This is a genomic window from Sphingomonas sp. LY29 (assembly GCF_035593985.1).
In the GTDB taxonomy this organism is placed as follows: Bacteria; Pseudomonadota; Alphaproteobacteria; order Sphingomonadales; family Sphingomonadaceae; genus Sphingomicrobium.
Genome location: NZ_CP141587.1, coordinates 1,229,939 through 1,255,236 on the forward strand (window position 1 = coordinate 1,229,939; position 25,298 = coordinate 1,255,236).

Annotated in this window: 27 protein-coding genes and 1 tRNA gene; 9 read left to right on the forward strand and 19 right to left on the reverse strand. The window is 65.3% G+C overall.

The window, feature by feature from the left end; all coding sequences use genetic code 11:
* Window positions 1-11 precede the first annotated feature (11 nt).
* Both SH584_RS06170 and SH584_RS06175 read left to right on the forward strand, forming a co-directional pair.
* Entirely contained in the window at window positions 12-950 is a 939-nt protein-coding gene (locus tag SH584_RS06170; RefSeq protein ID WP_324809398.1) for an ABC transporter ATP-binding protein, read from the forward strand.
* Window positions 947-2,170 (forward strand): ABC transporter permease, encoded by a 1,224-nt coding sequence (locus SH584_RS06175; protein ID WP_324809400.1) that lies wholly within the window; start codon window positions 947-949, stop codon window positions 2,168-2,170. Before SH584_RS06170 ends, SH584_RS06175 begins: the two co-directional genes overlap by 4 nt.
* Here SH584_RS06175 and SH584_RS06180 read toward each other — a convergent pair.
* From SH584_RS06180 to SH584_RS06205, 6 genes are read right to left on the reverse strand one after another with little or no spacing between them, the layout of a single operon-like run.
* On the reverse strand, window positions 2,167-2,907 hold the full coding sequence (locus tag SH584_RS06180; RefSeq protein WP_324805587.1) for an isocitrate lyase/PEP mutase family protein: 741 nt from the start codon (window positions 2,905-2,907) through the stop codon (window positions 2,167-2,169). The genes SH584_RS06175 and SH584_RS06180 overlap by 4 nt on opposite strands.
* Complete coding sequence (locus tag SH584_RS06185) at window positions 2,904-3,278, reverse strand: VOC family protein (RefSeq protein ID WP_324805588.1); 375 nt, start codon at window positions 3,276-3,278, stop codon at window positions 2,904-2,906. The genes SH584_RS06180 and SH584_RS06185 overlap by 4 nt, the downstream gene beginning before the upstream one ends.
* 13 nt (window positions 3,279-3,291) lie before the next feature.
* Entirely contained in the window at window positions 3,292-3,951 is a 660-nt protein-coding gene (locus SH584_RS06190; protein WP_324805590.1) for a hypothetical protein, read from the reverse strand.
* A gap of 27 nt (window positions 3,952-3,978) precedes the next feature.
* Window positions 3,979-4,245, reverse strand: coding sequence for a hypothetical protein (locus SH584_RS06195; RefSeq protein ID WP_324805592.1), 267 nt, complete (start codon window positions 4,243-4,245; stop codon window positions 3,979-3,981).
* Window positions 4,246-4,250: 5 nt separating this feature from the next.
* Complete coding sequence (locus SH584_RS06200) at window positions 4,251-5,054, reverse strand: LytR/AlgR family response regulator transcription factor (RefSeq protein ID WP_322842051.1); 804 nt, start codon at window positions 5,052-5,054, stop codon at window positions 4,251-4,253.
* Window positions 5,051-6,214 (reverse strand): sensor histidine kinase, encoded by a 1,164-nt coding sequence (locus SH584_RS06205; RefSeq protein WP_324805595.1) that lies wholly within the window; start codon window positions 6,212-6,214, stop codon window positions 5,051-5,053. Before SH584_RS06205 ends, SH584_RS06200 begins: the two co-directional genes overlap by 4 nt.
* A 118-nt stretch (window positions 6,215-6,332) precedes the next feature.
* Here SH584_RS06205 and SH584_RS06210 point away from each other — a divergent pair, with 118 nt between their 5' ends.
* The 3 genes from SH584_RS06210 (at window position 6,333) to SH584_RS06220 (ending at window position 11,275) form a co-directional block, all read left to right on the forward strand.
* Window positions 6,333-6,923: an HD domain-containing protein gene (locus SH584_RS06210; protein WP_324805597.1), complete on the forward strand. Its 591-nt coding sequence runs from the start codon at window positions 6,333-6,335 to the stop codon at window positions 6,921-6,923.
* A 26-nt stretch (window positions 6,924-6,949) separates the two neighbouring features.
* The gene (locus tag SH584_RS06215) at window positions 6,950-8,881 is read left to right on the forward strand and encodes a M1 family metallopeptidase (protein ID WP_324805599.1); all 1,932 of its coding nucleotides are present in this window, start codon (window positions 6,950-6,952) and stop codon (window positions 8,879-8,881) included.
* 126 nt (window positions 8,882-9,007) lie between these two features.
* Window positions 9,008-11,275, forward strand: coding sequence for a putative bifunctional diguanylate cyclase/phosphodiesterase (locus tag SH584_RS06220; protein WP_324805601.1), 2,268 nt, complete (start codon window positions 9,008-9,010; stop codon window positions 11,273-11,275).
* Here the strand turns inward: SH584_RS06220 and SH584_RS06225 are convergent.
* The 8 genes from SH584_RS06225 to SH584_RS06260 form a co-directional block, all read right to left on the reverse strand.
* Window positions 11,272-13,650 (reverse strand): PAS domain-containing protein, encoded by a 2,379-nt coding sequence (locus SH584_RS06225; protein WP_324805603.1) that lies wholly within the window; start codon window positions 13,648-13,650, stop codon window positions 11,272-11,274. The genes SH584_RS06220 and SH584_RS06225 overlap by 4 nt on opposite strands.
* A gap of 66 nt (window positions 13,651-13,716) precedes the next feature.
* Window positions 13,717-14,232: a flavin reductase family protein gene (locus SH584_RS06230; protein ID WP_324805604.1), complete on the reverse strand. Its 516-nt coding sequence runs from the start codon at window positions 14,230-14,232 to the stop codon at window positions 13,717-13,719.
* A 98-nt stretch (window positions 14,233-14,330) separates the two neighbouring features.
* Entirely contained in the window at window positions 14,331-14,732 is a 402-nt protein-coding gene (locus tag SH584_RS06235) for a UrcA family protein (RefSeq protein ID WP_324805605.1), read from the reverse strand.
* A gap of 55 nt (window positions 14,733-14,787) precedes the next feature.
* Window positions 14,788-15,501 (reverse strand): LytR/AlgR family response regulator transcription factor, encoded by a 714-nt coding sequence (locus SH584_RS06240; protein ID WP_322842043.1) that lies wholly within the window; start codon window positions 15,499-15,501, stop codon window positions 14,788-14,790.
* 88 nt (window positions 15,502-15,589) lie between these two features.
* Entirely contained in the window at window positions 15,590-15,976 is a 387-nt protein-coding gene (locus SH584_RS06245; protein ID WP_324805607.1) for a UrcA family protein, read from the reverse strand.
* A 163-nt stretch (window positions 15,977-16,139) separates the two neighbouring features.
* Window positions 16,140-17,438, reverse strand: coding sequence for a fumarylacetoacetase (fahA, locus tag SH584_RS06250; RefSeq protein ID WP_324805609.1), 1,299 nt, complete (start codon window positions 17,436-17,438; stop codon window positions 16,140-16,142).
* On the reverse strand, window positions 17,435-18,721 hold the full coding sequence (hmgA, locus tag SH584_RS06255) for a homogentisate 1,2-dioxygenase (RefSeq protein WP_324805611.1): 1,287 nt from the start codon (window positions 18,719-18,721) through the stop codon (window positions 17,435-17,437). Before hmgA ends, fahA begins: the two co-directional genes overlap by 4 nt.
* A 78-nt stretch (window positions 18,722-18,799) precedes the next feature.
* Window positions 18,800-19,018, reverse strand: coding sequence for a hypothetical protein (locus SH584_RS06260; protein WP_322842039.1), 219 nt, complete (start codon window positions 19,016-19,018; stop codon window positions 18,800-18,802).
* 150 nt (window positions 19,019-19,168) lie between these two features.
* Between SH584_RS06260 and SH584_RS06265 the strand changes: the two genes are divergently transcribed.
* From SH584_RS06265 to ppk2, 3 genes are read left to right on the forward strand one after another with little or no spacing between them, the layout of a single operon-like run.
* Window positions 19,169-19,420: a DUF2171 domain-containing protein gene (locus SH584_RS06265; RefSeq protein ID WP_324805614.1), complete on the forward strand. Its 252-nt coding sequence runs from the start codon at window positions 19,169-19,171 to the stop codon at window positions 19,418-19,420.
* 60 nt (window positions 19,421-19,480) lie between these two features.
* Entirely contained in the window at window positions 19,481-20,008 is a 528-nt protein-coding gene (locus SH584_RS06270) for a thermonuclease family protein (protein ID WP_324805616.1), read from the forward strand.
* Entirely contained in the window at window positions 20,005-20,775 is a 771-nt protein-coding gene (gene ppk2 / locus SH584_RS06275; protein WP_324805618.1) for a polyphosphate kinase 2, read from the forward strand. The genes SH584_RS06270 and ppk2 overlap by 4 nt, the downstream gene beginning before the upstream one ends.
* Before the next feature lie 201 nt (window positions 20,776-20,976).
* On the opposite strand, the gene SH584_RS06280 is transcribed toward ppk2, so the two are convergent.
* From SH584_RS06280 to SH584_RS06290, 3 genes are all read right to left on the reverse strand, one after another.
* On the reverse strand, window positions 20,977-21,921 hold the full coding sequence (locus SH584_RS06280) for a DMT family transporter (protein WP_324805620.1): 945 nt from the start codon (window positions 21,919-21,921) through the stop codon (window positions 20,977-20,979).
* A complete protein-coding gene (locus SH584_RS06285) occupies window positions 21,918-22,937 on the reverse strand; it encodes a threonine aldolase family protein (protein WP_324805622.1) in 1,020 nt (339 codons plus the stop codon). The genes SH584_RS06280 and SH584_RS06285 overlap by 4 nt, the downstream gene beginning before the upstream one ends.
* A 117-nt stretch (window positions 22,938-23,054) precedes the next feature.
* A tRNA-Thr gene (locus SH584_RS06290) sits at window positions 23,055-23,129 on the reverse strand.
* A gap of 91 nt (window positions 23,130-23,220) precedes the next feature.
* Between SH584_RS06290 and SH584_RS06295 the strand changes: the two genes are divergently transcribed.
* Entirely contained in the window at window positions 23,221-23,352 is a 132-nt protein-coding gene (locus SH584_RS06295; RefSeq protein ID WP_324805624.1) for a hypothetical protein, read from the forward strand.
* On the opposite strand, the gene SH584_RS06300 is transcribed toward SH584_RS06295, so the two are convergent.
* A complete protein-coding gene (locus SH584_RS06300) occupies window positions 23,316-23,468 on the reverse strand; it encodes a hypothetical protein (RefSeq protein WP_324805625.1) in 153 nt (50 codons plus the stop codon). The genes SH584_RS06295 and SH584_RS06300 overlap by 37 nt on opposite strands.
* The gene (locus SH584_RS06305; protein ID WP_324805627.1) at window positions 23,447-25,246 is read right to left on the reverse strand and encodes an aminopeptidase P family protein; all 1,800 of its coding nucleotides are present in this window, start codon (window positions 25,244-25,246) and stop codon (window positions 23,447-23,449) included. The genes SH584_RS06300 and SH584_RS06305 overlap by 22 nt, the downstream gene beginning before the upstream one ends.
* Between the last annotated feature and the right edge of the window lie 52 nt (window positions 25,247-25,298).

The following is a 25,298-nucleotide window of genomic DNA, read 5'->3' on the forward strand; positions in this document are numbered from 1 at the left end:
CGATGTCGGCCATGGGGGAAAGACATATCGCCGCCGAGGCCCGCGACCTCGTCAAGCTGTTCGACGGCAAGCGCGCGGTCGACGGCGTCAGCCTGACCGTGCCCGAAGGAAGCATCACCGGCATCCTCGGGCCGAATGGCGCGGGCAAGACGACGACGATCCGGATGCTGCTGGGCATCATCGACCCGACGTCCGGCAGCCGCACGCTGTTGGGCCATGCCAAACCGCTCGAGGCGGCGCGCGAGGTCGGCTATCTGCCCGAGGAACGCGGGCTTTACCCGGCGATGCCGGCGGCGGAAGCGATCGCATTCATGGGCGCGCTGCGCGGGCTGCCGCTGGCCGAGGGCCGTCGCCGGGCCGTCACGCTGCTGGAAGAGCGCGGGCACGCCGACTGGGCCAAGCGGCCGATCCGCACCTTATCGAAGGGCATGGCGCAGACCGTCCAGTTGCTCGGGACGATCGTCCACAAGCCCAGGCTGATCGTCCTAGACGAGCCCTTTTCGGGCCTCGACGCGCTCAATCAGGAGAAGCTTGAGCAGCTGATCCGCGACCAGGCCGCGGCGGGGACGACGGTCATCTTTTCGACCCATGTCATCGCCCACGCCGAGCGGTTGTGCGAGCGGGTCGCGATCATCGCCGGAGGAAGGGCTGCATTCGAAGGCGCAGTCGACGAAGCGCGTGGGCGCCTGCGGCCGATCGTTCATCTCCGCACCCGCGCCGAAGACGGACCGTGGCGAAGCGCCCTGCCCGCCGAAGCGCGCAACCTTGGCGGCGAGTGGCGCTTCGAACTGCCCGAAGGCGGGCCCGAGCCGATGTTGAAGGCGCTCATCGACGGCGGGGCGGGGATCGAGACGCTCAGTATCGAGCGGCCCGGACTGCACGACGCCTTCATCGCGATCGCCGGCGAGGCCGCCGCGCGCGACATGGCCAATCAGGAGCAAGCGGCATGAAGTGGCCCGAGACCATCCGTGCCGCCGCGGTCATCGCCCGCCGCGACTTCACCGCGACCGTCCTGACCAAGACCTTTTTGCTGTTTCTGCTGGGGCCTTTGTTCCCGATCGGGCTCGGCTTCATGTTCGGCGGGATCGGCGCTCAAACAGAGCGCAACGCGCCTCCGCCGACGATCGCCGTCATTTCGTCGGCCGAGGACTTCGCGCTGCTCAAGCAGTCGCGCGACCGGTTGGCGGTGCTTGCCGACGATCGGCCGATGGTCGACCTTCGCCGCGTTGCCGCCAGCGGAGACAGCTACGAACAAACGCAGCGGCTGCTGGCGGACAAGGACAAGCCGACCATCGGCGTCCTGACCGGTGGGCTCGCCACGCCCGAATTGAGCGGCGCGGTCAGTTCCGAAGGCAACACGCTGAAGCAGGTCGAACTGTTCGTCACTGACGCGCGCCAGCTTCGATCCGCGCCGATTCCGCCAGGCCAACAGGTCAAGCTGATCATCAAGAAGCAATCGGCAAGCTCGCTCGCCTACGGACGTGGCCTCACCGCGCGAGCGGGTCAGGCGTTACTGTTCCTACTCACCATCCTGCTTGCCGGCATGCTGCTATCGCAATTGATCGAGGAGAAATCGAACAAGGTGATCGAGGTGCTTGCCGCCGCCGTCCCGGTCGACGCGATCTTCCTGGGCAAGCTGTTCGCGATGCTTGCCATGTCGCTGGTCGGAATCGCGGTATGGGCATCCGCCGGCGCGGTCGCGATCGGGCTTTATGCCGAGGGCGGACTTGGTGCCTTGCCCTCGCCAGCGGTTGGCTGGCCGGCCTTCCTGCTGCTGGTCGGGCTCTATTTCTCGATGAGCTACTTGCTGATCGGATCGACCTTTCTTGGCATCGGCGCGCAGGCGTCGACCGTGCGCGAAGTGCAGACGTTGTCGATGCCGGTGACGATGGCGCAGGTCGTGCTGTTCGGCGCCGCTTCGCTCGGCGTCGGCCGCCCCGATAGCCCCGAGGCGATCGGCGCGGCGATCTTCCCGCTATCCTCGCCCTTCGCAATGATCGCGCGCGCGGCCGAGCAGGAAGCGCTGTGGCCCCACTTCGTCGCGCTGGCGTGGCAGGCGCTGTGGGTCGCGCTGATCATCAAGGGCGCCGCCGCGATTTTCCGCCGCAGCGTGCTGAAATCGGGGCCGGCATGGCGCTGGCCGTGGCAGCGCAAGGACCGGCTGGCCTAGGCGATCGCCTCACGCGCGTTGGCGGTGAGTTGCTCCATCAGACGCTTGTGCGGGAAGGGTCCGTGGCTGATCCGCGCGACGCCCGCCGCGGCCCACTCTGACTTCGACGGAGCGCCGGGGAAGGCGATCGCATTGAGCGGCAGCGGCACTTCACGAGCCACCCGCTCGATATGCTTGGCATCGGCGATGCGTGGGACGAAGAAGCCGCTCGCGCCCGCATCGGCATAGGCCTTGCCGCGCTCGATCACCGCGTCGATCAGCGCATCGTCGGCGTCGGCGGCCTTGATCATCAGGTCAGTGCGCGCATTGATGAAAAAGTCGCTGCCAACTGCCTCGCGGATCGCGCGAAGCCGCGCAACCTGCCCGTCGAGGGGGTGAACGCCCTCTCCGCCGACGACTTGATCCTCGAGGTTGCAGCCGACCGCGCCGGTCTCGGCGAGGCGCGCGACGTTCGCCGCCGCTTCGGCGGAATCGGTTGAGTAGGCACCTTCGAAGTCCACTGACAGCGGCAGGTCGACCGCCGCCATGATCCGGCGCGCATTGTCGAACACATAGTCGAGCGGCACCTTTTGCGCGTCGCCATAGCCGCTGGCGTCGCCAACCGGATGGCTGCCCGTGGCCAGCGCCTTCGCGCCCGCCCCCGCAACCGCGAGCGCGCTGCCCGGATCCCAGATATTGTAGAGAACGACGGGGTCGCCGGGCACGTGCAGCGCGGCAAAGGTGTGGAACTTGCTCATTCGGTCATCGCCTTCGTCTGTTGCCAAAGTTCGACCTTCACGCCGTCCGGATCGAGGATCCAGGCGAAGCGGCCATAGTCCTCGTCCTGCCGTCCAAGGATTTCGATGCCCTTGGCTTCGAGGTCGGCAATCATGCCGTCAAGGTCGTCGACGCGCAGGTTGATCATGAAGCGCTCGCTACTCGGCGCGAAATAGTCGCTTTCGGCCTTGAATGGCGACAGCAAGGTGAAGCCGTCGGGATCGTCGTCCTTGAATGGGAACATCGCCCCCCATTCGCCGCCGACCCCGAGCGTTTCTTGATACCAGGCCTTGGTCCGTTCCGTGTCGGCGACCTTGTAGAAGATGCCGCCCAATCCCGTGACCTTGGCCATGATATCCCTTGTCCTAGCGTGAAACCGGTCGCGACGAGACGATCTTGCCGGCGCTGTCGGTGACAACTTCAAGCAGGCCGCCGCTACTGTTGCGGACCTGTCGTACGGTCTGACCCGCCGAATTCACCGTCCGAGAAACCTCGGTCAGCCCGGCGCGCGCGAGGTCGAGCACCTGGCCGTTGGAAAGCAGCGAGGACGCAACCCCGCCGACCGATCCGACCGCATTGTTGGCAACGTTGCCGACCGTTCCGACGGTGCTGTTGACCGAGTTGAGCAGGCCGCTGACCAGTTGCGGGTTCTTCTCGACCGTGGCGAGCGTGCGTTCGATGATCGCCCGGACATTGTCGAGGCGGACGATCAACGTCGCCTGAGCCTGGACGCCCTTCAGACCGATCTTGACCTGGTCGACGTGGACGTCGGCACCCGCGGTCAGCTTGAGCAGGTTCGCAAGCCGCGCGTCGAGCGCGATGTTCACGTCGAGATTGGCGACGTCGATCGTCAGTTCTTCGACCGACAGGTTGGGAACGTCGAGCAGCACGTCGGGCTGATCGCCGCCCTGCATTGCCTGCTGGGCGAGCGGCGACGGCGCACGCGGCGCCTGCTGACGCTGCTGAGCGAGCGCGGGCGTGGAAACGAAGACGGTCGCGGCCAGCGCGACGAGCAATTTACGCATGAAATACTTCCCCTGTTAACGGGGAAGCTAACGCGGCCTTGCGGCGTCGGTTGCAGGCTGCGGTTGCGTCCCCGAAATAATTTCGTTCGGATCGCCGATCCTCGCATCGAGTTGAAGCTCGTAGCGGTTCGACGAAGTGCGTTTCGCACTCGCGACCGATCCCGCGTCGGGGGTCGAAGTGGCGCTCACCGTCGCCTGCCCCTTGCGATCGACCTTGACCGATCGCGCGGAGACGGTGGCGCGGAGCGACACGTCGGCCGGCGGCGCGACCGCAGCCTGGATCGCAAGCAGCACCAGGATCAATGCACGAACCGCGCGACCACGTCGCGATAGCTGCGGCTGACCTTCACCTGCGCGCCCGAATCGAGCACGAGGAAGCATTCGCCGTTCGTGTGCGGCTTGACCTGCTTGACGAGGTCGAGGTTGACGATCGTCGAGCGGTGGACGCGCTGGAAGCGGCGCGGATCGAGCCGCTTTTCAAGATCCTTCATCGTTTCTCGAAGGATCAGCGTGTTGTCGCCCGTCTGGATGCACATGTAGTCGCCGGCGGCGTCGATGCGTTCGATCGTATCGACGTCGACGCGGAAAATCTGCCCCTGGTCGCGGATGTTGATCATCTTTTCGAAGCGGTTGGCAGCGGGGCCGTCGGTTGCGCTGTCGGCCAGTTCCTCGGCCGCTTCGGGGGCATGTTCGACCAGCGCTTCCTTCAGCCGCTCGGCCTCTTCCGCGCCGCGCTTCTCCGCCAGTCGCTGCCGCACCCGGTCGAGCGTCGCGGCAAGCCGGTCTTCCTCGACCGGCTTCATCAGATAGTCGATTGCCTGCACGTCGAACGCACGGCGGGCATGGTCCTGATAGGCGGTTACGAAGACGAACAGCGGCGGCTCGACCTCCATCATTCCCGAAATCACCGAGAAGCCGTCGAACCCGGGCATTTGGATGTCGAGGAAGACGAGGTCGGGCTTGTGCGTTTTGATCTGGCGGATCGCCTCGCGGCCGTTGGCGGCGGTGGCGATGATCTCGACGTCTTCATGCGCCTCCAGGCGGAGGCGGAGGCCTTGCGTCGCCAGCGGCTCGTCGTCGACGAGGATGGTACGAATGGTCATGGGATGTCCCTTTGGTCGGTATCGAGGGGAATTTCGATGATAACGCTAAAGCCCCCCCGTTCGTTCGAACGCATCGAAAAGCCATGCGCCGGACCATAGGCTTGCGCCAGACGGTCCTGAATGTTCGCCAGTCCGACTCCGGTCGAAGGTCCGTCGACGGGCGCGCCGCCGGTGCCAGGCCCGCTGTCGGCAACCTCGATCCGCACCGCGTTGCCCTCGCGCCGGGCGGTGATCCAGATGTCGGCGCCGGTTTCGGACGGGGTAACGGCATATTTGATCGCATTCTCGATCAGCGGCTGGAGCAGAAGCGACGGCAGCCGCGCGCCGATCGTCTCGGCATCGATCCTGAAATGCGGGCGAAGGCGATCCTCGAACCGCATCTTCTCGATCTCTAGGTAGAGCTTGAGCGTTTCCACTTCCTGCACCAGCGTAACCTTGGCGGTCGGCTCGTTGGCGAGGGTGTAGCGAAGGAACGACGACAATCGCGACAGCATCGCATTGGCGCGCTCGGTCTGCTTCAGCAGCACCAGCGTCGAGATGCTGTTGAGCGTGTTGAACAGGAAATGCGGGTTGAGCTGGTAGCGAAGCATCGCAAGCTGCGCGCTCGACGCCTGATTTTCCAGGCGTCCGCGCTGGTCGATTTCCTCTTCGAGCAGCAGGTAATAATTGATCCCGTAATACATCGCCGACCAGGCGGCTAGGATCGAGAAATCGAGGATGATCGCGCCGAAGAACTCCGAGCCCTTGGGCTGGAAATCGGGGCGGACGAAGGTCGACAGGCTCCACGTTTCGATGAACGAAAAGGCGGCCGACGCGAACACCACGGTCGCAAGGCTCGCGACAACGGTCCAGATCGCCTTCAGCGTGATCAGCCGCCGATAGAGCGAAGCCATCAGCAGCGTGATCGAATAGCCTGTCGCGGTCAGCAGCAGCAGGTGGACGACGAACATCGCGCCCATCGAATTGGCGAAGCCCGACAGCGCGCGAAGCACGAAGAATCCGGTCCAGCCGATCGACTGCAGCACCCAGAAAGCGCGGTTCTTGTCGTCGAAGAAGGGCCGGTCGAGGCCGATGCCGCGTGCGATTGGGCCATCGCGCGGGGCGATCGCCAAAGGCGAAGCGGCACGTGCCGCCACCATTCGCGCGCTATCGCTTGCCATGGGGTGCCGTCGCTGCGTCGGAAAGTGGCATCGATGCGATATAGTCCCATGAGGCCGTCGCGCCTAGGCTTGGCGTTGCGCCGCCCTCCGCGCTAGGGTGGGACCGAGAGGAAGTTCGATGAGCGAGGCTGGCCCGCAGGCGACATTCCGGTCGATGGACGAAGCGACGCCGTCGGACTGGCAGGCGATCGGCAGCCACTTCATGCCCTACGCCGGCGCGCTCGCCGACCGCGTGCTCACCCACCTCAGGCTGCTCGACGGCGACTATGGCGGTTTTCCGGTCGATCGCCTTCAGCACAGCCTGCAGACCGCGACCCGCGCACACCGCGCGGGGGAGGCCGACGATTATGTCGTGATGGCCCTGCTCCACGACATCGGCGACACGCTGGGCAGCTACAACCATCCCGACATCGCCGCCGCGATCCTCAAGCCCTTCATCTCGCCCAAGCTTCACTGGATTTGCCAGAATCACGGCATCTTCCAGGGCTATTATTTCTTTCACTACCTCGGCCTCGACCGCAATTTGCGCGAGCAATATCGCGGGCACGAACATTTCGAGGACACCGCCCGCTTCTGCGAGCTTTACGACCAAACGGCGTTCGACAAGGATTACGACAGCGAGCCGCTCGAATATTTCGAGCCGATGGTTCGCAAGCTGTTCGAGCGCCCGATCAACAGCATCTACATGGCGACCGCCGAGTCCGGCTGAGTAACGCCCAACACTGGAGAGACGAATTGTCCTTTCGCGTCCTGATCGCCGCTGCCGCGGCGTTGTCGCTCATGTCCTGCAAGGCGTCCGAAGCGCCGCCTCCCGAAGCGGGCGCAACGGCGCGTATGGCCCCGATTCTCGACTCGCCCGATGCGGTCGACGTCCATAGCTTCGCCAAGCCGCTCGAAGCGCGGGTGACGCATGTCGCGCTCGACCTCGGCGTCGATTTCGCGACGAAGCGCATCGGTGGGACCGCGACTCTCGATCTGCAGGCAAAGCCCGACGCGAAGGAAATCATTCTCGACGATAAGGGGCTGGAGATTGAGGCGATCACCGACACCGCGGGCAAGGCGCTGTCATACAAGGTTGGCGCGGTCGACCCGACGCTTGGCGCACCGTTGAGCATCGCCATGGGTGACGCGCGCAAGATCGTCATCCGCTATAAGTCGGCGCCGGATTCGGGGGCGCTGCAATGGCTCACGCCAGAGCAGACCGCGGGCAAGAAGCAGCCGTTCCTGTTCAGCCAGGGCCAGGCGATCGAGAACCGCAGCTGGATCCCGACGCAGGATTCGCCCGGCATCCGCCAGACGTGGGAAGCCAAGATTCGCGTCGATCAGCCGCTGACCGCAGTCATGTCCGCGCCGCGATCGGGCGAACCGACCGAGGCCGACGGCAAGCGCGTCTTCTCGTTCGGCATGGACAAGCCGGTCGCTCCCTATCTGATCGCGATTGCCGTCGGCGACCTTGCCTTCAAGGACCTTGGACCCCGCACGGGCGTATGGGCGGAGCCGGTGACGCTGCCCGAGGCGGCGACCGAACTGGCGGATACCGAGAAGATGGTGACCGCCGCGGAGGCGCTCTACGGACCCTATCAGTGGGGCCGCTACGACATGCTCGTCCTGCCGCCGTCCTTCCCATTCGGCGGAATGGAAAATCCGACGCTGACCTTCCTGACGCCGACCTTCATCGCCGGCGACAAAAGCCTGGTCAGCCTGATCGCGCACGAGCTTGCGCACAGCTGGTCGGGTAACCTTGCCACCAACGCGACCTGGGCCGACTTCTGGCTCAACGAGGGCATGACCACCTATGCCGAGCGGCGCATCGTCGAGGAGGTCTATGGCCCCAAGGTCGCGGCTCAGCAGGTCGCGCTAGGCGTCGATGCGATGAACAAGGGCATCACCGACAATGGCGGCGCGGCGGGCGCGGACACTCGGCTGCACATCGACCTGAAGGGGCGCCATCCCGACGATGGGCTGACCGACATCGCCTATGAAAAGGGCGCGGCCTTCCTTCGCACGATCGAAGCGACCGTCGGACGCGAGCGGTTCGACGCATGGTTGAAGGGCTGGTTCGAGCGGCACGAGTTTCAGCCGGTCACCTCGGCGATCTTCCTGTCGGACATTCGCGAGCATCTCGTCCGCGGCGATCAGGCGCTGGAAGCCAAGCTGCAACTCGATCGCTGGGTCAACGATCCGGGCGTCCCCGACAATGTCGCCAAGCCCGACCCGGCCGCATTTGCTGCGGTCGACGCCGCGGTGGCCGCCTTTGCGGGAGGGACACTCCCTGCCGAAACCGCGTGGAGCGGCTGGACGACCGACGAGCGGCTGCGCTTCCTCAATCGACTCGACCGCAAGCAGTCCGCCGACCGTCTGGCCGCGCTCGACCGGACGTTCGGCCTGTCGCGGTCGGGCAATATGGAGCTTCGCTTCGCCTTCCTCGATCTGGCGGTTCGCAATCGATTCGATCCGGCGGTGCCGGCGCTCGAGGAATTCCTGACGGTACAGGGACGGCGGAAATTTGTTCGTCCGCTGATCACCGCATTGGCCGAGGATGCGACGTGGGGCCGGCGGATCGCGGCGCGGATTTACGCCAAAACCCGGCCGCTTTATCACCCGGTGACGACCCGCGATCTCGACAAGCTGGGGCTTGGAAGCCCGGAGGCGTCGCCGAATATTTAACCGCGAAGTAACGGTCTTGAGCCTACATCCGCCGTTCTACAAGGAACGGATGACCGGATGTACGAGGCACCAGACCGTTATAAGCGTATGATTTCCGCCCGTCTTCCGGATGGCGCGTCCCTGGGCGTGTCGGCGCCGGAGGAAGGTGAAGGCAGCAACCCCCTGCGCGACGTTCAGTTGATCGCACGCGGTCAGTTCGCCCCCTTCTTCGCCGCCGCCAACGGCGTCGCTGCCGTCCTGATGGCGACGATCCTGCTGGGCCGGGTCGACGTTCCCTACCTCGCGGGCTGGGCGATCGGCGTCATCGTCCTCAACGTCCTGTCGATGCAGTTGGCGCGGACGCAGGCGGTCACGCATGTCGGTCGGTCGGGCCACAAGGTGCCGCAATGGCTGATGATCGGCGACGTGATCCTGCGCGCGGTGGTGTGGCTGTCGCTCCCCGTCCTCGCCTTCCCCTCGCTCCCGCCCGAAAGCCAGGTGATCGCCTCGACGCTGATGGCGGGCCTCGGCATCGCCTCGCTTGGCCTGGTCGTGATCCCGGTGTGCGTTACCGCATGGATGGCAATTTTCACGGCAGGGCTCAGCTACGCGCTCCTCGTCGGGCGCGACACCGTACCGGTGACCAACATGCTGGCGATCCTGTTCACGCTCGGCGTCGCGATCTTCGGCGTGCTGACCGTCGCGCGCTGGGCATTCGGACAACTCAAAACCAACGCAGACTTCGGGTCGCAGTCGGAGAGCGCGAGCCTGCTGCTTCAGGAATATGAACAGCGCGGCGTGGGCTGGCTGTGGCAGATCGATTCGGAGAATCGCGTCACGTATATCTCCAGCCGCATGACCTCGTTGCTCGGTCGTCCCGCCAGCCAGCTGCTTGGCCATTCAATGCCGTCGCTGCTCGGCGGCCATGCCGAGCTTGGCCGGATTCTGCTCCAGAAGCAGCCGTTCAACTCGCTCGAGATGGAATTGAAGACGGCGCGAGGCACGCGCTGGATTTCAATCGCGGGCGATCCGATCGTCGATACCGCTGGCCGCTTCGAAGGCTTCCGCGGCGTCGGCAGCGACATCACCGATGTCCGCCAGACGCAGGAGCGGCTGACCCACCTTGCCAACATGGACGTGCTGTCGGGCCTGCCCAACCGCGGCCGTGTCCGCCAGCTGCTCGGTGAAGCGCTGCGCGGCGCGACCAGCGGCAATGTGCCCTGCGCGATCATGTTCCTCGACCTCGACGGGTTCAAACCGGTCAACGACACCTTCGGTCATCCCAAGGGCGACGCGGTCCTTCAGGCCGTCGCCAAGCGACTTTGCGACAATGTCGGCAGCGACGGACACGTCGGGCGCATGGGTGGCGACGAGTTCGCGATCGTCATCACAGACGCGCAATCGCGCCACCGGGTCGAACAGCTTGCCGATGCGATCATCGCGTCGATCGCCGAGCCGTACATGATCGACCAGACCGAAATCCGCATCGGCGTGTCGATCGGTTGCGCATTCGGCCCGATCGACGGCGCGACCGTCGACGACCTGATCCTGAAAGCCGACCTTGCCTTGTACGAGGCGAAGGGCGCGGGTCGCGGCGTCGCCAAATATTTCTCGTCGGAGCTTCAGACCGAGCAGGACGACCGGATCCGCCTGGAAACCGACCTGCGCGGGGCCATCGCCGCACGGCAGTTTCACCTCGTCTACCAGCCGCTCGTTAACGCCAAGACGCAGAAGCTGATCGGGTTCGAAGCGCTGCTTCGCTGGAACCACCCGCAGCGCGGCTTCATTCCGCCCAACGTCTTCATCCCGGTCGCTGAGGAAAGCGGCCTGATGCCCGCGATCGGCGAGTGGGTCATCGAGGAAGCGTGCCGGGCGGCGGGCACCTGGCCCGAACCGATCACGGTGGCGCTGAACATCAGCCCGAAGCAGATCGTCCTGCCGTCACTGCCCAACACGGTCAGCCAGGCGATCGGCCGTCACAAGATCCAGGCCAACCGCCTCGAACTCGAAGTCACGGAAGGCGTCTTCCTAGGCGACAATGGCACGACCCTCGACGTGCTTCGCCGCCTGCGCACCCTTGGCGTCGGCATCGCACTCGACGACTTCGGCACCGGCTATTCGTCGATCGGCTATTTGAACAAGGCCGTCTTCCACAAGCTGAAGATCGACGGCAGCTTCGTTCGCGAGGCCGGATCGCGTCCCGAGAATGTCGCGATCATCAAGTCGATCGTGCAGCTCGCCAAGTCGTTCCGCATGTCGATCACCGCCGAGGGTGTCGAGACCGCCGAGGATTTCGAGCGGATGCGCGACCTCGGATGCGATACCATCCAAGGCTATTTGTTCGGGCGGCCGCTGTCGTACGAGCGCGCCAACCAGATGGTGCTGGGCCTCGGCGCGAAGCGGATGGCGGGCTAGGCCGACGCCAGCACGTCGTTCATCGCCGCTTCCAACGCGGCGGGACGAAACGGCTTGGCAAGAATGAGCGCGGACGGCGCAGCCGCGCGGATCGCGTCAGTCTCGCTGAAGCCCGAGACGAACAGGATCGGCTGACCGGGCCGGCGCGACAGCAGTTCGCTCGCCACCTCCGCGCCAGACATTCCCGGCATGACGAAGTCCAGGACGACCAAGTCGGGCTTGAAGCGGTCGAACAGCTCGAGCCCCGCCGCGCCATCCGCCGCCGACGCAACGGTGTGGCCGAGTTCCTCCAAGGCCTCGACCACGAAGCCGCGCACGTCGTCGTCGTCGTCGATGACCAGCACCGACTTGGCGGCCTGCTCGCGTCGCAGCGCGTCGCCGGTGCGCCCGCCGCTCGCGGGGACGACGCCGTCCTGCTCCGCACGGCGGAACAGCAGGCGCACGGTGGTCCCAAGCCCAGGTTCACTGTCGATCCGCGCTGTCCCGCCCGACTGACGCGCCATGCCATAGACCATCGCCAGGCCGAGCCCGGTACCCTTGCCGACGTCCTTGGTGGTGAAGAAGGGCTCGAACGCACGCGCGACGACCTCGGGCGGCATTCCTTCGCCCGTGTCCGAAATCGACAGTTGGACATATTCGCCGTCCGCCAGTTCGGGATCGTCGGCGATATTCACCTTTTCGGTCGCGAAGGTCAGCGTGCCGCCGGCGGGCATCGCGTCGCGGGCGTTGATCGCGACGTTGAGCACCGCGACCTCCAACTGAGTGGGGTCGGCCATGACCGGCAGATAGTTTTTTTCGAGCTTGAATTTCTTGGCGATGCCCGGCCCAAGCACGTTGCGAAGCAGCGGCCGCATTTCCTCGATCAAGGGGCCGACATAGGTCGGCCTCACCTCCAGCCGCTGGACCCGGCTGAAGGTCAGCAGCTGCGCGGTCAGGCGCGCCCCGCGCTCGGCCGCCGCCAGCGCGTTGTTCGCGTACCGTTGCAGGCGCTCGCCCTCGACCTGCTTGGCGATCATGTCGAGCCCGCCGACGACGACGGTCAGCAGATTGTTGAAATCGTGCGCGATGCCGCCGGTCAGCTGGCCGAGCGCCTCCATTTTCTGGCTCTGGCGAAGCTGGTCCTGCGCGGCCTTTAGCTCGGTGATGTCGCGCGCCTCGAACAACAGATACTCGATCGTGCCCGCGGAATTGCGAACCGGACGAAGTGACACGTCGAGATAGGCGGTGGTCATCCCCTCCTTCTCAAGCTTCACCTCGCGCTCGAAGTCCTCTCCCGCCGCGGCGGCGGCCACGGCGTCCCGCATCAGTTGCTGGTGATGCGGAAACGCCTTCAGCGTCGGAGCGTCCCAGATCTTGTCGCCGATCGCCTTGGTCGGTTCGGGATCGCGCCACTCGGCATTGGTGCGGTTCATCTGCAGCACCGTCCCGTCCGGCGCCGTCAGCACCACGACCTCGCGCACCGTGTCGAAAATCGAACGCAGCCGACCTTCGCTTGCCGTCAGTTCGACAGTGCGCGCGTCGACCAGGCGGCGCAGCTCCAGTTCGGCTTCCTTGGTGACGGTGATGTCAGTCGCGACGCCGATGTAGCCGATCAGCTTGCCTTCTCCGTCGCGGCGCGGCTGCGACGTCGCCTGCATCCAGCGATATTCGCCCGACGGCACCCGGAAGCGAGCCTCCAGCGTGTAGGTCTTGCCCGTCGCTTCGCCGGCGAGCGTTTCGCGAATCATGCGCGCATGATCGTCGGGATGGATTCGCTCCGACCACTCGATCGTGCGCGCTTCCTTGGGCGTCGTCCCCATCAGTTCGACGTAGGCCGCGTTGACGAAATCCCGAGTGCGGTCGAGCCGGGTCACCCACATCGGCACCGGCGCCGAATCGGCGATGCGGCGGAAGCGCGCTTCGCTTTCCTTGAGCGCGGTCACTGCCTCGCGTTGCTCGGTGACATCCTCGACCAGCATCACCACGCCGCCGACGATGCCGTCAGGCGACAGTTGCGGAATGTAGCTGGTTTGCGCCGTCAGTCGGCCGCGGCTCGGATGCTCAAACTCGCGGCTGAATTTCTGCGGCTCGCCCGCAAAGGCCGCATCGATCATCGGCTTGCGGGCGCGATAGGCGTCGCTGCCGAGCACGTCTTCCACCGACTTGCCTAGGATGACGCTGCGCGGCTGCTCGAGCCAGTCGGCGAGCGCGCGATTGACGAAGCGGTAGCGTTCTTGCCGGTCGATATAGGCGATCATCACCGGGATCGCGTCGGCGATGCTCAGGATCGCGGAAAAATCGAAGGCCGCATCGGGAAGGGTGCGCACGCCGCCGGCCCCGACCGAAGGCGGGTTACGCTTGCGCGATCGCGACTCGTGATCCCCCCGATCCGCCATGCGGGAAACGCTGCCTCTTCCGGCGTGAAGAGTCACGCACTGTTGTGGATAAGTCCGGCGCTCGACTCAGTCGAAGTGGAGTCGGCGGTAGCGCCCGCGGAAATACAGCAGGGGGTCTAGCCCGGGCTCGAACGTGGCCTTCACCACTTCGCCGATCAGGATGAAATGGTCCCCGCCGTCATGCACTGCGTGGCGCCGGCATTCAAAGACGGAAAGCGAGTCGAGCAGCACCGGCGCGCCATGCTCGCCGAGCGTCCAGTCGGTCTGGCCAAAGCGATCTTCGACCCGCGTCGAAAAGGTGATTGAGGCCGGCTGCTGGCCGGTCTGAAGAACATTGACGGCAAAATCTTCGGCAGCTTCGAGCGGACCCGCGCTTGCCGCGCCCTTGGCCACGCAGACCAGGAGCAATGGCGGGTCGAGGCTGAGCGAGGTGAAGCTGTTGGCGGTCAGGCCGATCGGCTGCGATCGTGAATCGAAGCATGTGACGACGGTGACCCCGGTCGCAAAGCAGCCGAGTGCGTCGCGCAGCGTGCGCGGATCCGATCCGCTTCGGTATTCGTGGCTGCTGCGTTCGCCCGTCATGCGCCCGCCTATAAAGGCTCGGCGCGCGAAGGCCATGCTTGGATGACAGGAGGGCGACGGACGCGTGCCCCCGGGAGCACGCGTCCGTTGGACCGGGATCAGCGGAAGCTGATCGTGATCGCCGCGGCCGCGATCGTCGAGTTGCCGGTGAGCGCAATTTCCTGCGCGCGGCGCACGGCGGTGCGGATCTGCGGACGGGCCCCCGCCCATGCGTCGGACGAGCAGGACATATGCTCTTCGCTGGCGTTGCTGACGCCGTCGTTGAGGCGATAGCAGATGCGGTGCACCGCGCTGCCGACGCGGCGGAAGAGCTTCTTTTCGTCGGCCTTGATGGCAAGATTGAGGTCGCGATAGCTGACCCGCTCGGTCATTTGGTCGCCCGACGGTGCGGTGACGGTGGCCGAACGATTCTGGGCAGCCGCTCCAGCGGCCAGGGTGACACAGACAAGGGCCAGCGTGGCCGTTCCGGCAAGCGTGCGGAGGGACGAATTTGCAGGCATTTCCAGTCTCCTATGAAGCCCCTCCCGACGGGAAGGCAGGGCCAGAAATGCGCGATCAGTCTACAATCTGCATTTCGTTTTCGGTCGACGGCGCCGCGCCGTCGCCGACCGCGTATCTCGTCGCCGAAACAGGCATTTCCGTCGCCGGTTCGTCCCGCAACATGCGCACGACTTCGGCGACGTGGCTCTTGGCGATTCGCACCTTTTCGCCGCTCGTTAGAATGGCGTTCCACACCCGCCCGCGGTGGAGCAGTCGGTTGACCGCGCGGCGGTTGACGACGGTCGAGCGATGTACGCGCAGAAATTCACCCGGATCGAGTTGTCCGGACAGGCTGCAGAGGCTTGTCCCCAGCAGCCACGACCGATCGCCGCACTGCACGCGGACATAGTCCCCTTCCGCGCGGATCAGATCGATCGTGTCGCACTCTATCCGCTGCAAGCCATCGGCGGTCGGCGCCCACAGATGGTCGCGATATTGCTGGTCCCGCCGGACGTATCGGCAGCACACGAAGCTGGTTTCGAGGTGAGTGACGACCTTGTCGAAATGCTCGGCATGATCGGCGGTCCAGCGATGATAGGTCGGCACGTCGGGCGTCGCCACTTCGATCATGAAGTCGAAGCTGCCGGCGACCTCGACCGAATGTCGAGTGCGGTGGTCGTCCACAAGCAACTGTTTCAGGCGCTCAACCTCGGCCGGTAGACGCGGATCGAAACGGAAGCAGACAATGACCCGTAATCCGTCCGAGGGTGCGCCGCCATCAAGCGACATGGATGCACCCCCTACGAACAGGCGATTCGTTTACCACGAATTTAATAGGATGTCGCGCGACCCCTTCCCGACGCGAAACCGAATGCCTCTAATTTCTGACGATCGTAATAGTCGACGCCGCCGCCAGCGTGGCGGAGCCGGTTGCCGCCATTTGCTGGGCACGAGCCACTGCACTGGCGATCTGCGGACGTGCCTGCGCCCGCGCGTTGGCTGCGCAGGTCGTAAAGTGACGCTCCGGCGACGCGGAATAGGTGTTGTTGGCGGCGCAGACCTTACGAATGGCCTTTCCAACCCTTTTCTCCAAAGTTGCCGCGCCTTCCGTGGAGGCGAGATTTAGGTCGGTGTATGACACCTTTGCAGTCGGCACCTCGCTTGGCTTGGCTTGGACGACCACAGGTCGCTGGGCGACGGCTGCTGCCGATGACAGGATCAACGACGCAGCGATTGCGCCACTGCACGAAAATCGAGCAAGCATTTCATCATCTCCTGTTCGGTTCGCCGGGTGGCGAACTAAATCGGAGATGCGCTTCGCGGGGGCGCCACACACCTGTGTTTCGACCTGCAATGTCGAGCCGTCGGCGAAACGTTCCGCGGAGCGCCAAACGGGCGCTGAGGGTCGCCCAATCGACAAACGACAATCAGTTCGCGGGGCGAACCCGGCCGGTGCAGGTGCCGAAGCCGATTGTCGCCGCGCCCTCGCCGACACATCGCGCCGCGAGCGTGAGCTCGTCGCCATCTTCGAGGAAGCTTCGTTGCTCCCCGCCCGGCAAGGTGAGTGGCGCCTTGCCGCCCTGGCTAATCTCCAGCAGCGAGCCGAGCCCCGAGGAATCCTCCACCGACAGGGTGCCGGTGCCGATCAGGTCGCCCGGCTGAAGGTTGCAGCCGTTCGACGCGTGGTGGGTGACGATCTGCGCCGCCGACCAGTACATCGCGGCCGCGGCCTCGCCCCTGCTCAAGACGTGCGGCTTGGTCCCGGCCTCGCGCATCGCGGCCGTCAGGAGCGTAACTTCCAGCTCGATGCCCAGCGCGCCGCCCTGTCGGTCGTCGGCATGGTCGAGGTACGGCAGCGGCGAGGGGTCGCCTTCGGGGCGCGCGCCCATTGCCCGACGGAAGGGAGCCAGCGCCTGCGGCGTGACCACCCAAGGCGAGATGCTGGTCTGGAAATTCTTGGCGAGGAACGGCCCGAGCGGCTGATATTCCCACGCCTGCAAGTCACGCGCCGACCAGTCATTGAGCAGGCAATAGCCGGCGATATGCTCGCCCGCCTCACCTATCGAAATGGTCTCGCCCAGCTCGTTGCCACGCCCGATGAAGATGCCAAGCTCCAGCTCATAGTCTAGCCGCCGCGACGGGCCGTAATCGGGCACGTCGGCAGTCGGCGGCTTGCGCTGTCCCTTGGGCCGAACCACCGGCGTTCCCGAAAGCCGCACCGACGACGCCCGGCCGTGATAGCCGATCGGCACATATTTGTAGTTGGGCAGCAGCGGCTGATCGGGGCGGAACTGCTTGCCGACGTTGGTCGCGTGATGAATGCCGACGTAGAAGTCGGTGTAGTCGCCAATGGTGCACGGCAGGTGCATCTCGGCCGCCGATTGCGACACCAGCATCGGCTCCAGCGCGGCGCGATGCTTATCGTCCGACAGCAGGTCCGACAGGCGATGGCGGAGCGCCTGCCCATCGCGATGTCCATGTGCGAACCAGGCATTGAGGTGCGGCAACGTGAGCGCCAGCCGCATGTGGTCGTCGAGCAGGTCGCCTGTTGCCAGCATGCGGCAATCGAGGATGCGGTCGCCGATCGCAACTCCGATGCGCGGCTCTTCCCCGCGGCGTGAGAAGACGCCGAGCGGCAAGTTCTGGATCGGGAAATCGGGATGGCCGTTGGCGCTGTCGACCCAGCTGGTCAGCGCGGGATCGTGGGTGTGGTCAACTTGAATCATCGGGGCAAAATCGCTTTTGGAAAATCGGCCCAGGCCGCGTCGTAATCGGGTTGCGCACGATCGAGCGCGAAGCGGGTCGGTCGATAGGCCCAACAGCTTTCGACCATGAACGCCATCGTTCCGTCGATCTTGACCGGGCCGAGCGTAGCTTCGCTGGCCTTCTGCCAGCTGTCGAGGTCGGGACCGTGGCCGCTCATCAGATTGTGGAGTGACAGTCCGCCCGGGCGAAAGCCCTCGGCCTTGGCGTCATAATCGCCGTGGATCAGGCCCATTGCCTCGCTCATCACGTTGCGATGGAACCATGGCGGCCGGAACGTGTCCTCGGCGACCGCCCAGCGCGGCGGAAAGATGACGAAGTCGGCATTGGCGCGGCCGGGAACGTCGCTCGGCGAGGTCAGCAGGGTAAAGATCGAGGGATCGGGATGGTCGAAGCTGACCGTTCCGATCGCATTGAACCGCGCCAGTTCGTAGCGGCACGGGACGAGATTGCCGTGCCACGCGACCACGTCGAGCGGGCTGTGGTCGAGCGTCGTGGCCCACAGGCTGCCCAGATATTTCTGGACGACCTCATGCTCGCCGTCGACATCCTCGAACGCCGCGACCGGGGTTTCAAAGTCGCGCGACGCGGCGAGACCGTTGGCGCCGATCGGGCCGAGGTCTGGAAGGCGGAACATCGCGCCATGATTTTCGGCGACATAGCCGCGCGCTTCGCCATCGATGTCGACCCGGAAGCGAATGCCGCGCGGGATCAGCGCGATCCAGCCGGGCGCGACCTCCATCCGCCCAAGCTCGGTAAAGATTCTCAGCGTCCCCGACTGCGGGATGATCAGCAGTTCGCCGTCGGCGTTGACGAAAATGCGCCGCTCCATCGACTTCGTCGCGCGATAGAGATGGAGCGCGACTCCCTCGAGGTCGGCCGGATCGCGGTTGGCGAGCATCGTCGCCAGCCCGTCGATGAAGTCGCCATCGCCCGGAAGGTCGGCAAGTGGATCCCAGCGCAGGCGATTGGGGGCGAGCGGCTCGCTGACCGTTCCAGGCGCGAAGAGGCTGGCGCCGTCATATTTCACGAACGGGCGGTGATCGGCGGTCGGCCGCATCCGGTAAAGCCAACTGCGGCGGTTCTCGTGACGCGCGGCGGTAAAGGCGCTTCCCGACAATTGTTCGGCGTAAAGGCCGAAGGCGGGACGCTGCGGGCTGTTGCGCCCCTTCGGCAGGGCGCCGTCGACCGCTTCGCTTTCGAAATGGCCGCCGAAGCCCGTCTGATAATGTACTGTCTCGGTCACGCGCGCAAAAACCCCCTCGTTTCCGGTCTGGGAAGCGAGGGGGTGGTTACGCGCGCGGGGCGCGACAATCAAATGGGGTTAGTTGACGTTGACGTCGATCGAATCGGGAATCGTGATTTCCGTCTTGTCGCCGCCGAAGCCGAGCTCGTCGCGGAACAGGAACAGAAGGACCACGACGACGATCACCAGCAGCACCACTGCCAGCACGCCGCCACCGCCGCCACGATCACCGGTTTCGATGATCGTCGTGCGTTCGACCGTATCGCGGCCATCGACCGTTTCGCGTTCTTCAACCATGTTTTTCACTCCCTGTTGTTCTGCTTTCGTTGGCGAAACAAACGAGCGCTATGTCCGGCGGTTCCCTTTCGTCCTCGATTGGAACGGGCCGACGCATCCTAGCGGCCCATCGTTCGTTGCACGCGCACAAGATCAACCAGGAGAAAGTCCATGAGCGGTTTCGAAGACATCAAGGAACATATGGAAGTGATCGGCGCCGACGGCGTCCATGTCGGCACCGTCGATCGCGTCGTCGACGACCGCATCAAGCTGACCAAGGCCGACAGCGGCGAAGGCAGCCATGAAGGCCATCATCACTTCATCTCGCGCGGCCTCGTCGCGTCGGTCGAAGACGACCAGGTTCGCCTGTCGGCCAACGGCGACGTCGCCGTGACGTTCGAGGAAGAAGAAGGCGACCGCTAGGTTGGTCTTCGACTTTCCGCCGGTCGGTGCGCATGCGCCGACCGGCGAAAGTGCGTCCCGATGAGCCGATTTCGCCGGCGCCGCCGCGAGAGCGGACCGCGCAATAGAACGCGGCAGCGGATCATCCGCGCGCTCATTTTCGTGCCCTTGCTCATTCTCGCCGGCGCCTTGCTTGACCCGGCACTCATTCCGCCGATGGGTCCGACGGCCAGCGGTCCCGAACGGATCGACACCAATTTTACCATCTGCGGCCGCGGGCGAAGCCATGCCTGTGTCGTCGACGGAGACACGTTTCGTCTTGGGCCGCGCCGCGTGCGTATCGTTGGGATCGACGCGCCTGAGCTTCGCGACTTCAAATGCGCGCGCGAACAGCAACTCGCCGAGCGCGCGACGGTCCGTCTGCAGCAGCTCCTCAATCAAGGTCCGTTCGACATGATTGCGCACCGAATGATGAGGCAAGATCGCAATGGACGCGACCTGATGGCGATTGAACGCGGCGGCAAGTCGATCGGCGACCAACTAATCGCCGAGGGCCTCGCCCATCGCTACGTCAACGCCAAGCTCGATTGGTGTGGGGGAACGACATGAAACGCAAGAAATACGAGAAGTTGATCGAGCCGATGCAGGCCGAGCTGGTGACGATGGCGCGCTGGGTCGCGGCGACGGGGCAACGGCTGTGCATCCTGTTCGAAGGCCGCGATACCGCCGGCAAGGGCGGTGCGATCCAGGCGATCGCCGACAAGCTCAACCCGCGCCAATGCCGCGTCGTCGCACTGCCCAAGCCGACCGAGACCGAGCAGAAGCAATGGTATTTCCAGCGTTTCGTCTCGCACCTGCCTGCACGAGGAGAAATCGTGCTGTTCGACCGTAGTTGGTACAATCGCGCCGGCGTCGAACGCGTCATGGGCTTCGCGACCGAGGAGCAGGTCGACGACTTCCTGCGCGCCGCTCCCGCGTTCGAGCGGTTGCTGGTCGACGATGGGATGCTGCTGTTCAAATATTGGCTCGGCTGCGACCAGGAGATGCAGGAGGAGCGGTTTGCAGAACGGCTCGCCGATCCGCTCAAGCGATGGAAATTGTCACCGATCGACCAGCAGGCGAGGGCCAAATATGCCGACTATACCCGGGCGCGCGAGGCGATGCTGAAGGCGACCCATTCCGCCGCGACGCCATGGACGCTGGTCGACTTCAATGACCAGAAGCGCGGGCGACTGACGCTTGTACGCGATCTGCTCGATCGATTGCCCGACATGACCTGCCCGGAGCCGGCGATCGACTGGCCGCCGCTCGGCCATCCGCCGATCAAGGAGAAGTATGGCGTGCTGAAGCCGATCGCCGACTTCAGGGCCGACTAGCGCGCGGCGGCCGAGTGCCGGACTTGGCGGCTCACGGCGCGTGCCAAGGGGCAGCGACGGAGCGCAATCACAATGCCGCCCCCCAACAGTGCCACGATTGCCAATCCCGTCATCATCTTGCCCCTGCCGGTCGATTGCGACGGGATAGAGATTGCAAGCGGCGGGACGGTTGCATCGCGATGACGATGCGATGAAATCTCGTCAGGGCGCCGCGGTCGGGGACTTCGACGTCGGAGTGGAACGCCGCCGACCGGCCAGCGCAAGCAGCATCCCGCCCAGGGCGAGGACCCCGCCGACGACTGCGTAAACGCTCCACTGGTATCCTTCGAACACGGTCGACAGGCTCATTGCGATGACCGGGACGAGCACGCTCGAATAGGCCGCGCGGCCGGGTCCTATCTTGCGGACGACCGGGATATAGAGGCTGAACGCGAGCACCGTCGCGGCGAGCGCGAGGTAGATCAGCCCGAACCAGTAACCGGGGCGCGGGTCGGTCGTCGGCGGACCCGCGACGATCAGCGCGATGACTGCATCGAGCACGGCCCCGATCGCCATCGACCAGGCGAGCAGCGAAAGCAGCGGATAATCCTTTGCAGTTGGGCCTGCCTGGTAGACGTTCGATGCGGACGCGCCGAGCAGCCCGACGATGGTCAGGCCAAGTCCGATCGCGATTTCCGTCCCACCGGCGGGATTGCGGGCGAATTCGTTCCAGAACAGGATGCCGATGCCGGTGACCGCGACCAGTCCCGCCGCGAAGAAGCGTGCCGTCGGCTTCTGTCCCAGGAAGCCCCACGCGAGGAGGCTGTTCGGGATCAGCAGCAGGGCGAACACCGTCGCGACGAGGCCCGAGGCAATATAATGTTCGGCAAGGTAGACGCCGTTGAAGTTGATGCAGAACTGGCACGCACCGATGATCGTCGCCGCAACCAGTCCGCGCCGATCGATCGCAAGGCTCTGCCCCTTCCAGTGCGCCACCGCCGCCATCGCCACCGCCGCGATCGCGAAGCGGTAGGTCACCGACCATTGCGGCGCGACCGTGCCGAGCTGGTCGCGAATGACGATCCACGTCGATCCCCACACCAGCGTGAAGATGATGAAGGGAATGATGATCGACGCGTCGATGCGCGCCTGGCCGTCCTGGCTCATCCGGTCGGCGAATCGAGCGCGGCAATTGCCCTGGCTAGCCGATCGACTGCGGCCATGTCCTGATCCCAGCTCGTGACCAGCCGCACTTCGCCCGGCGCCCAGTCGTAAAAGTCGAAACCCTGCGCGCGGATCGCGGCTGCTTCATCGCCGGTCATGCGCAAGAACAATTCATTGGCCTCGACCGGATAGACCAGCCGCGCGCTGCCCGCCGCTTCGGCAAGTCGCGCCGCGGCCTCGTTCGCCGCGCGTGCATTCGTCAGCCACACGTCACCGTCGAGCATCGCCAGCAATTGCGCGGCGAGGAAGCGCCCCTTCGAGAGTAGGTGACCCGAGCGCTTGCGCTGGCGCGGGACCGCGTCGGCCTTGCTCGGGTCGAAGAAGACCAGCGCTTCCGCACTCATCCCGCCATTCTTGACGAAGCCGAAGCTGAGGACGTCGACCCCCGCGCGCCACGTCACGTCGGCGGGATCGGCACTGGTGAAGGCGACGGCATTGGCGAAGCGCGCCCCGTCCATATGAAAGCCGAGTCCGCGCCGCCTGGCGACGTCGCCCAGTGCGGCGACTTCGTCGGCACGGTAGCTCAAGCCATATTCGGTTGCGTTGGTGATCGACAGCGCCGCCGGCTGAACCTGATGCACGTCATAGCGAACCCGCGAACAGGCCTCCTCGACCGCGTCGGGCGACAGCTTCGCGCCTTCACCCTGGAGCAGAGTCAGCTTCGCGCCATGAGTGAAAAATCCCGGCGCGCCCGCCTCGTCCTGCTCGATATGAGCGAATTCGTGGCACAGGATCGATCCCGTCGGCGGGCACAACGCGGCGAGGCCGAGGCAGTTCGCCGCCGTGCCGGTGGTGACCCACAGCGCGCGCACCGGCGTCCCGAACACATCGGAGAAGGCGCCATCGAGCTTCGCCGACCATTGGTCGCCGTCGTAGGCGGTATCGAGCCGGTTGGCGTCGCCGAGCGCGGCGAGCACTGGCGGGCAAACCGCGGCGGCATTGTCGGAGAAGAAGCGCATTGCCGGGCTGTGGCGATGCGAGGCCAAGAGGTCAATTGTCGTGGAAGGCGCTGTGCCGATCGTCCCGAGGGGATCATTCGAACAGGCTCGTCCGCGTGGACGGGCCTGTTCGAATGATGGTGCTGCCGGAGAGGATCGAACTCTCGACCTCAGCCTTACCAAGGATGCGCTCTACCACTGAGCTACGGCAGCATGTCTGGAGGACGGGCGGGCCTATGGCCGAGCCTGCCCACCCCGTCAAGGCGCTTGCCGATGCGCGCGCGCAACATTAGCGATCGAGGCGATGGCAAAGGACGATCCCGCCAAGGCCGAACGGTTGGCCGCTGCGCTTCGCGCCAACCTGCGCCGCCGCAAGGAGCAGGCGCGCGCGGCGGGCGATCAGCCGAAGCTGCCGACCCACGACGCGAGCGAATAGCCCGCGTCGAGCCCGCGATTGAGCGCAACGCGCGGTCCCAATATGTACATCGCCGCCAGCACCCAGCCGAGCGCGATGAATGCCAGCGGCTGCGCTACCGAGCGAGCGGAGCGCATTCCTTTTCGAGCCATGTCCTGTCTTCCCCCTCCAGTTGCGGGCCGAGCTTTGCGAGCACCGCGGTATGATAATCGTCGACCCACTGCCGCTCGCCATCGCTGAGCATGGCAACGTCGATCAGGCGTCGGTCGATCGGCACGAAGGTCAGCGTCTCGAACCCCAGCATGTCCTTGTCGGCGCCGGGAATCTCGCGTGGCACGACCAGCACCAGATTCTCGATCCGGATGCCATAGTCGCCGACCTTGTAATAGCCGGGTTCGTTCGACAGCATCATGCCCGCGACCAGCGGCTCGTCGCCACCCGACTGCGAACTTCCGACCGGCGAGATCCGCTGCGGTCCTTCATGCACCGACAGGAAGGCGCCGACCCCGTGGCCGGTGCCGTGGGCATAATCGAGCCCGGCCCGCCACAACGGCGCGCGCGCGAAACTGTCGAGCTGCGAGCCGCGCGTGCCCTTGGGGAAGACGGCGGTGGCGATACCGATATGACCCTGCAGCACGCGGGTAAAGCGGTCGCGCATCTCCGCGGTCGGCTCGCCAATCGGAACGGTGCGGGTGATGTCGGTGGTCCCGTCGCGATACTGCGCGCCCGAATCGACGAGGTAGAGCGAGCCCGGCGTCAGCGGCACGTTCGATTCCTCGGTGCCCTTGTAATGCGGCAGGGCGCCGTTGGCGCCGAATGCGCTGATCGTGTCGAACGACAAGTCGACGACCTCGCCATGCTCGCGGCGAAGGTCGAGCAGCTTGTCGGCGGCGATCATCTCGTCGACCCCGCCGGCGGGCGCGGTCTCGTCGATCCAGCGAAGGAAGCGCGCCACCGCCGCCCCATCGCGCGCCTGCGCGGCGTGGTGACCGGCGATCTCGGCGTCATTCTTGATCGCCTTGGGCAGCACCGCGGGATCGCGCGCGCTCAAAATCGTCGCGCCGCCTTCTTCCAACGCACGGGCGATCGCCGACACCGAGCGTTCGGGATCGACCGCGACCGTCTTGCCCGCCAGCCCGCGCAGATAAGGCTCAAAGTCGGCGCGGTCTTGCAGCCGGACGCCATTGCCGAGGTGCTGCGCGATCTCGTCGCCGACCTTTTCACGGGCCGTGAACAAATCGGCGGTGCCGTCGGCATGGACGACGGCAAACGCCAGCGCGACCGGCGTATGGCTGACGTCCTGCCCGCGAATGTTGAACGTCCAGGCGATCGAATCGAGCGCGGCGAGCACCGCCGCGTCGGCGCCCTTGTCGCCAAGCCAGTCGGCAATGGCGTGGCGCTTGTCGGCGGAATTGCGGCCCGCGAGGTCGTCAGGCTGAACGACAAGCTTTGCGACCGACGGCTGGGGCCGGTCGGCCCACACCGCGTCGATCGGATTGCGCTCGACGGCGACCAGTTGGGCGCCGACCGACTTCAGCCCGTCGCTCGCCCCACGAACCCAGTCGCGGCTGTGGAGCCACGGGTCGTAGCCGATGCGGGCGCCCTTGGCCGCGTGCGCCTTCAGCCATCCGGCCGGGCTGGTTTCGGGCACCGATTCATAACTGAAGTCGTTGCCGTCGACTTGGCTGCGGACCTGCACGGTGTAGCGCCCATCGGTGAAGATCGCGGCCTTGTCGGCCAGCACCACCGCCGCACCCGCCGATCCCTTGAAGCCGGTCAGCCACTCCAGCCGTCCGGCGTAGCTACCGACATATTCGCTCATATGCTCGTCGGTCAGCGGCACGACGAATCCGTCGAGGCCGTCGGCGGAAAGCTGGGCACGAAGGGCGGCGAGACGGTCGGCGGAAAGGGTCATCAGACAAGCACCATGTCGTTGATCGAAGGGTCGTGCGGGCCTTAGCGCCGTT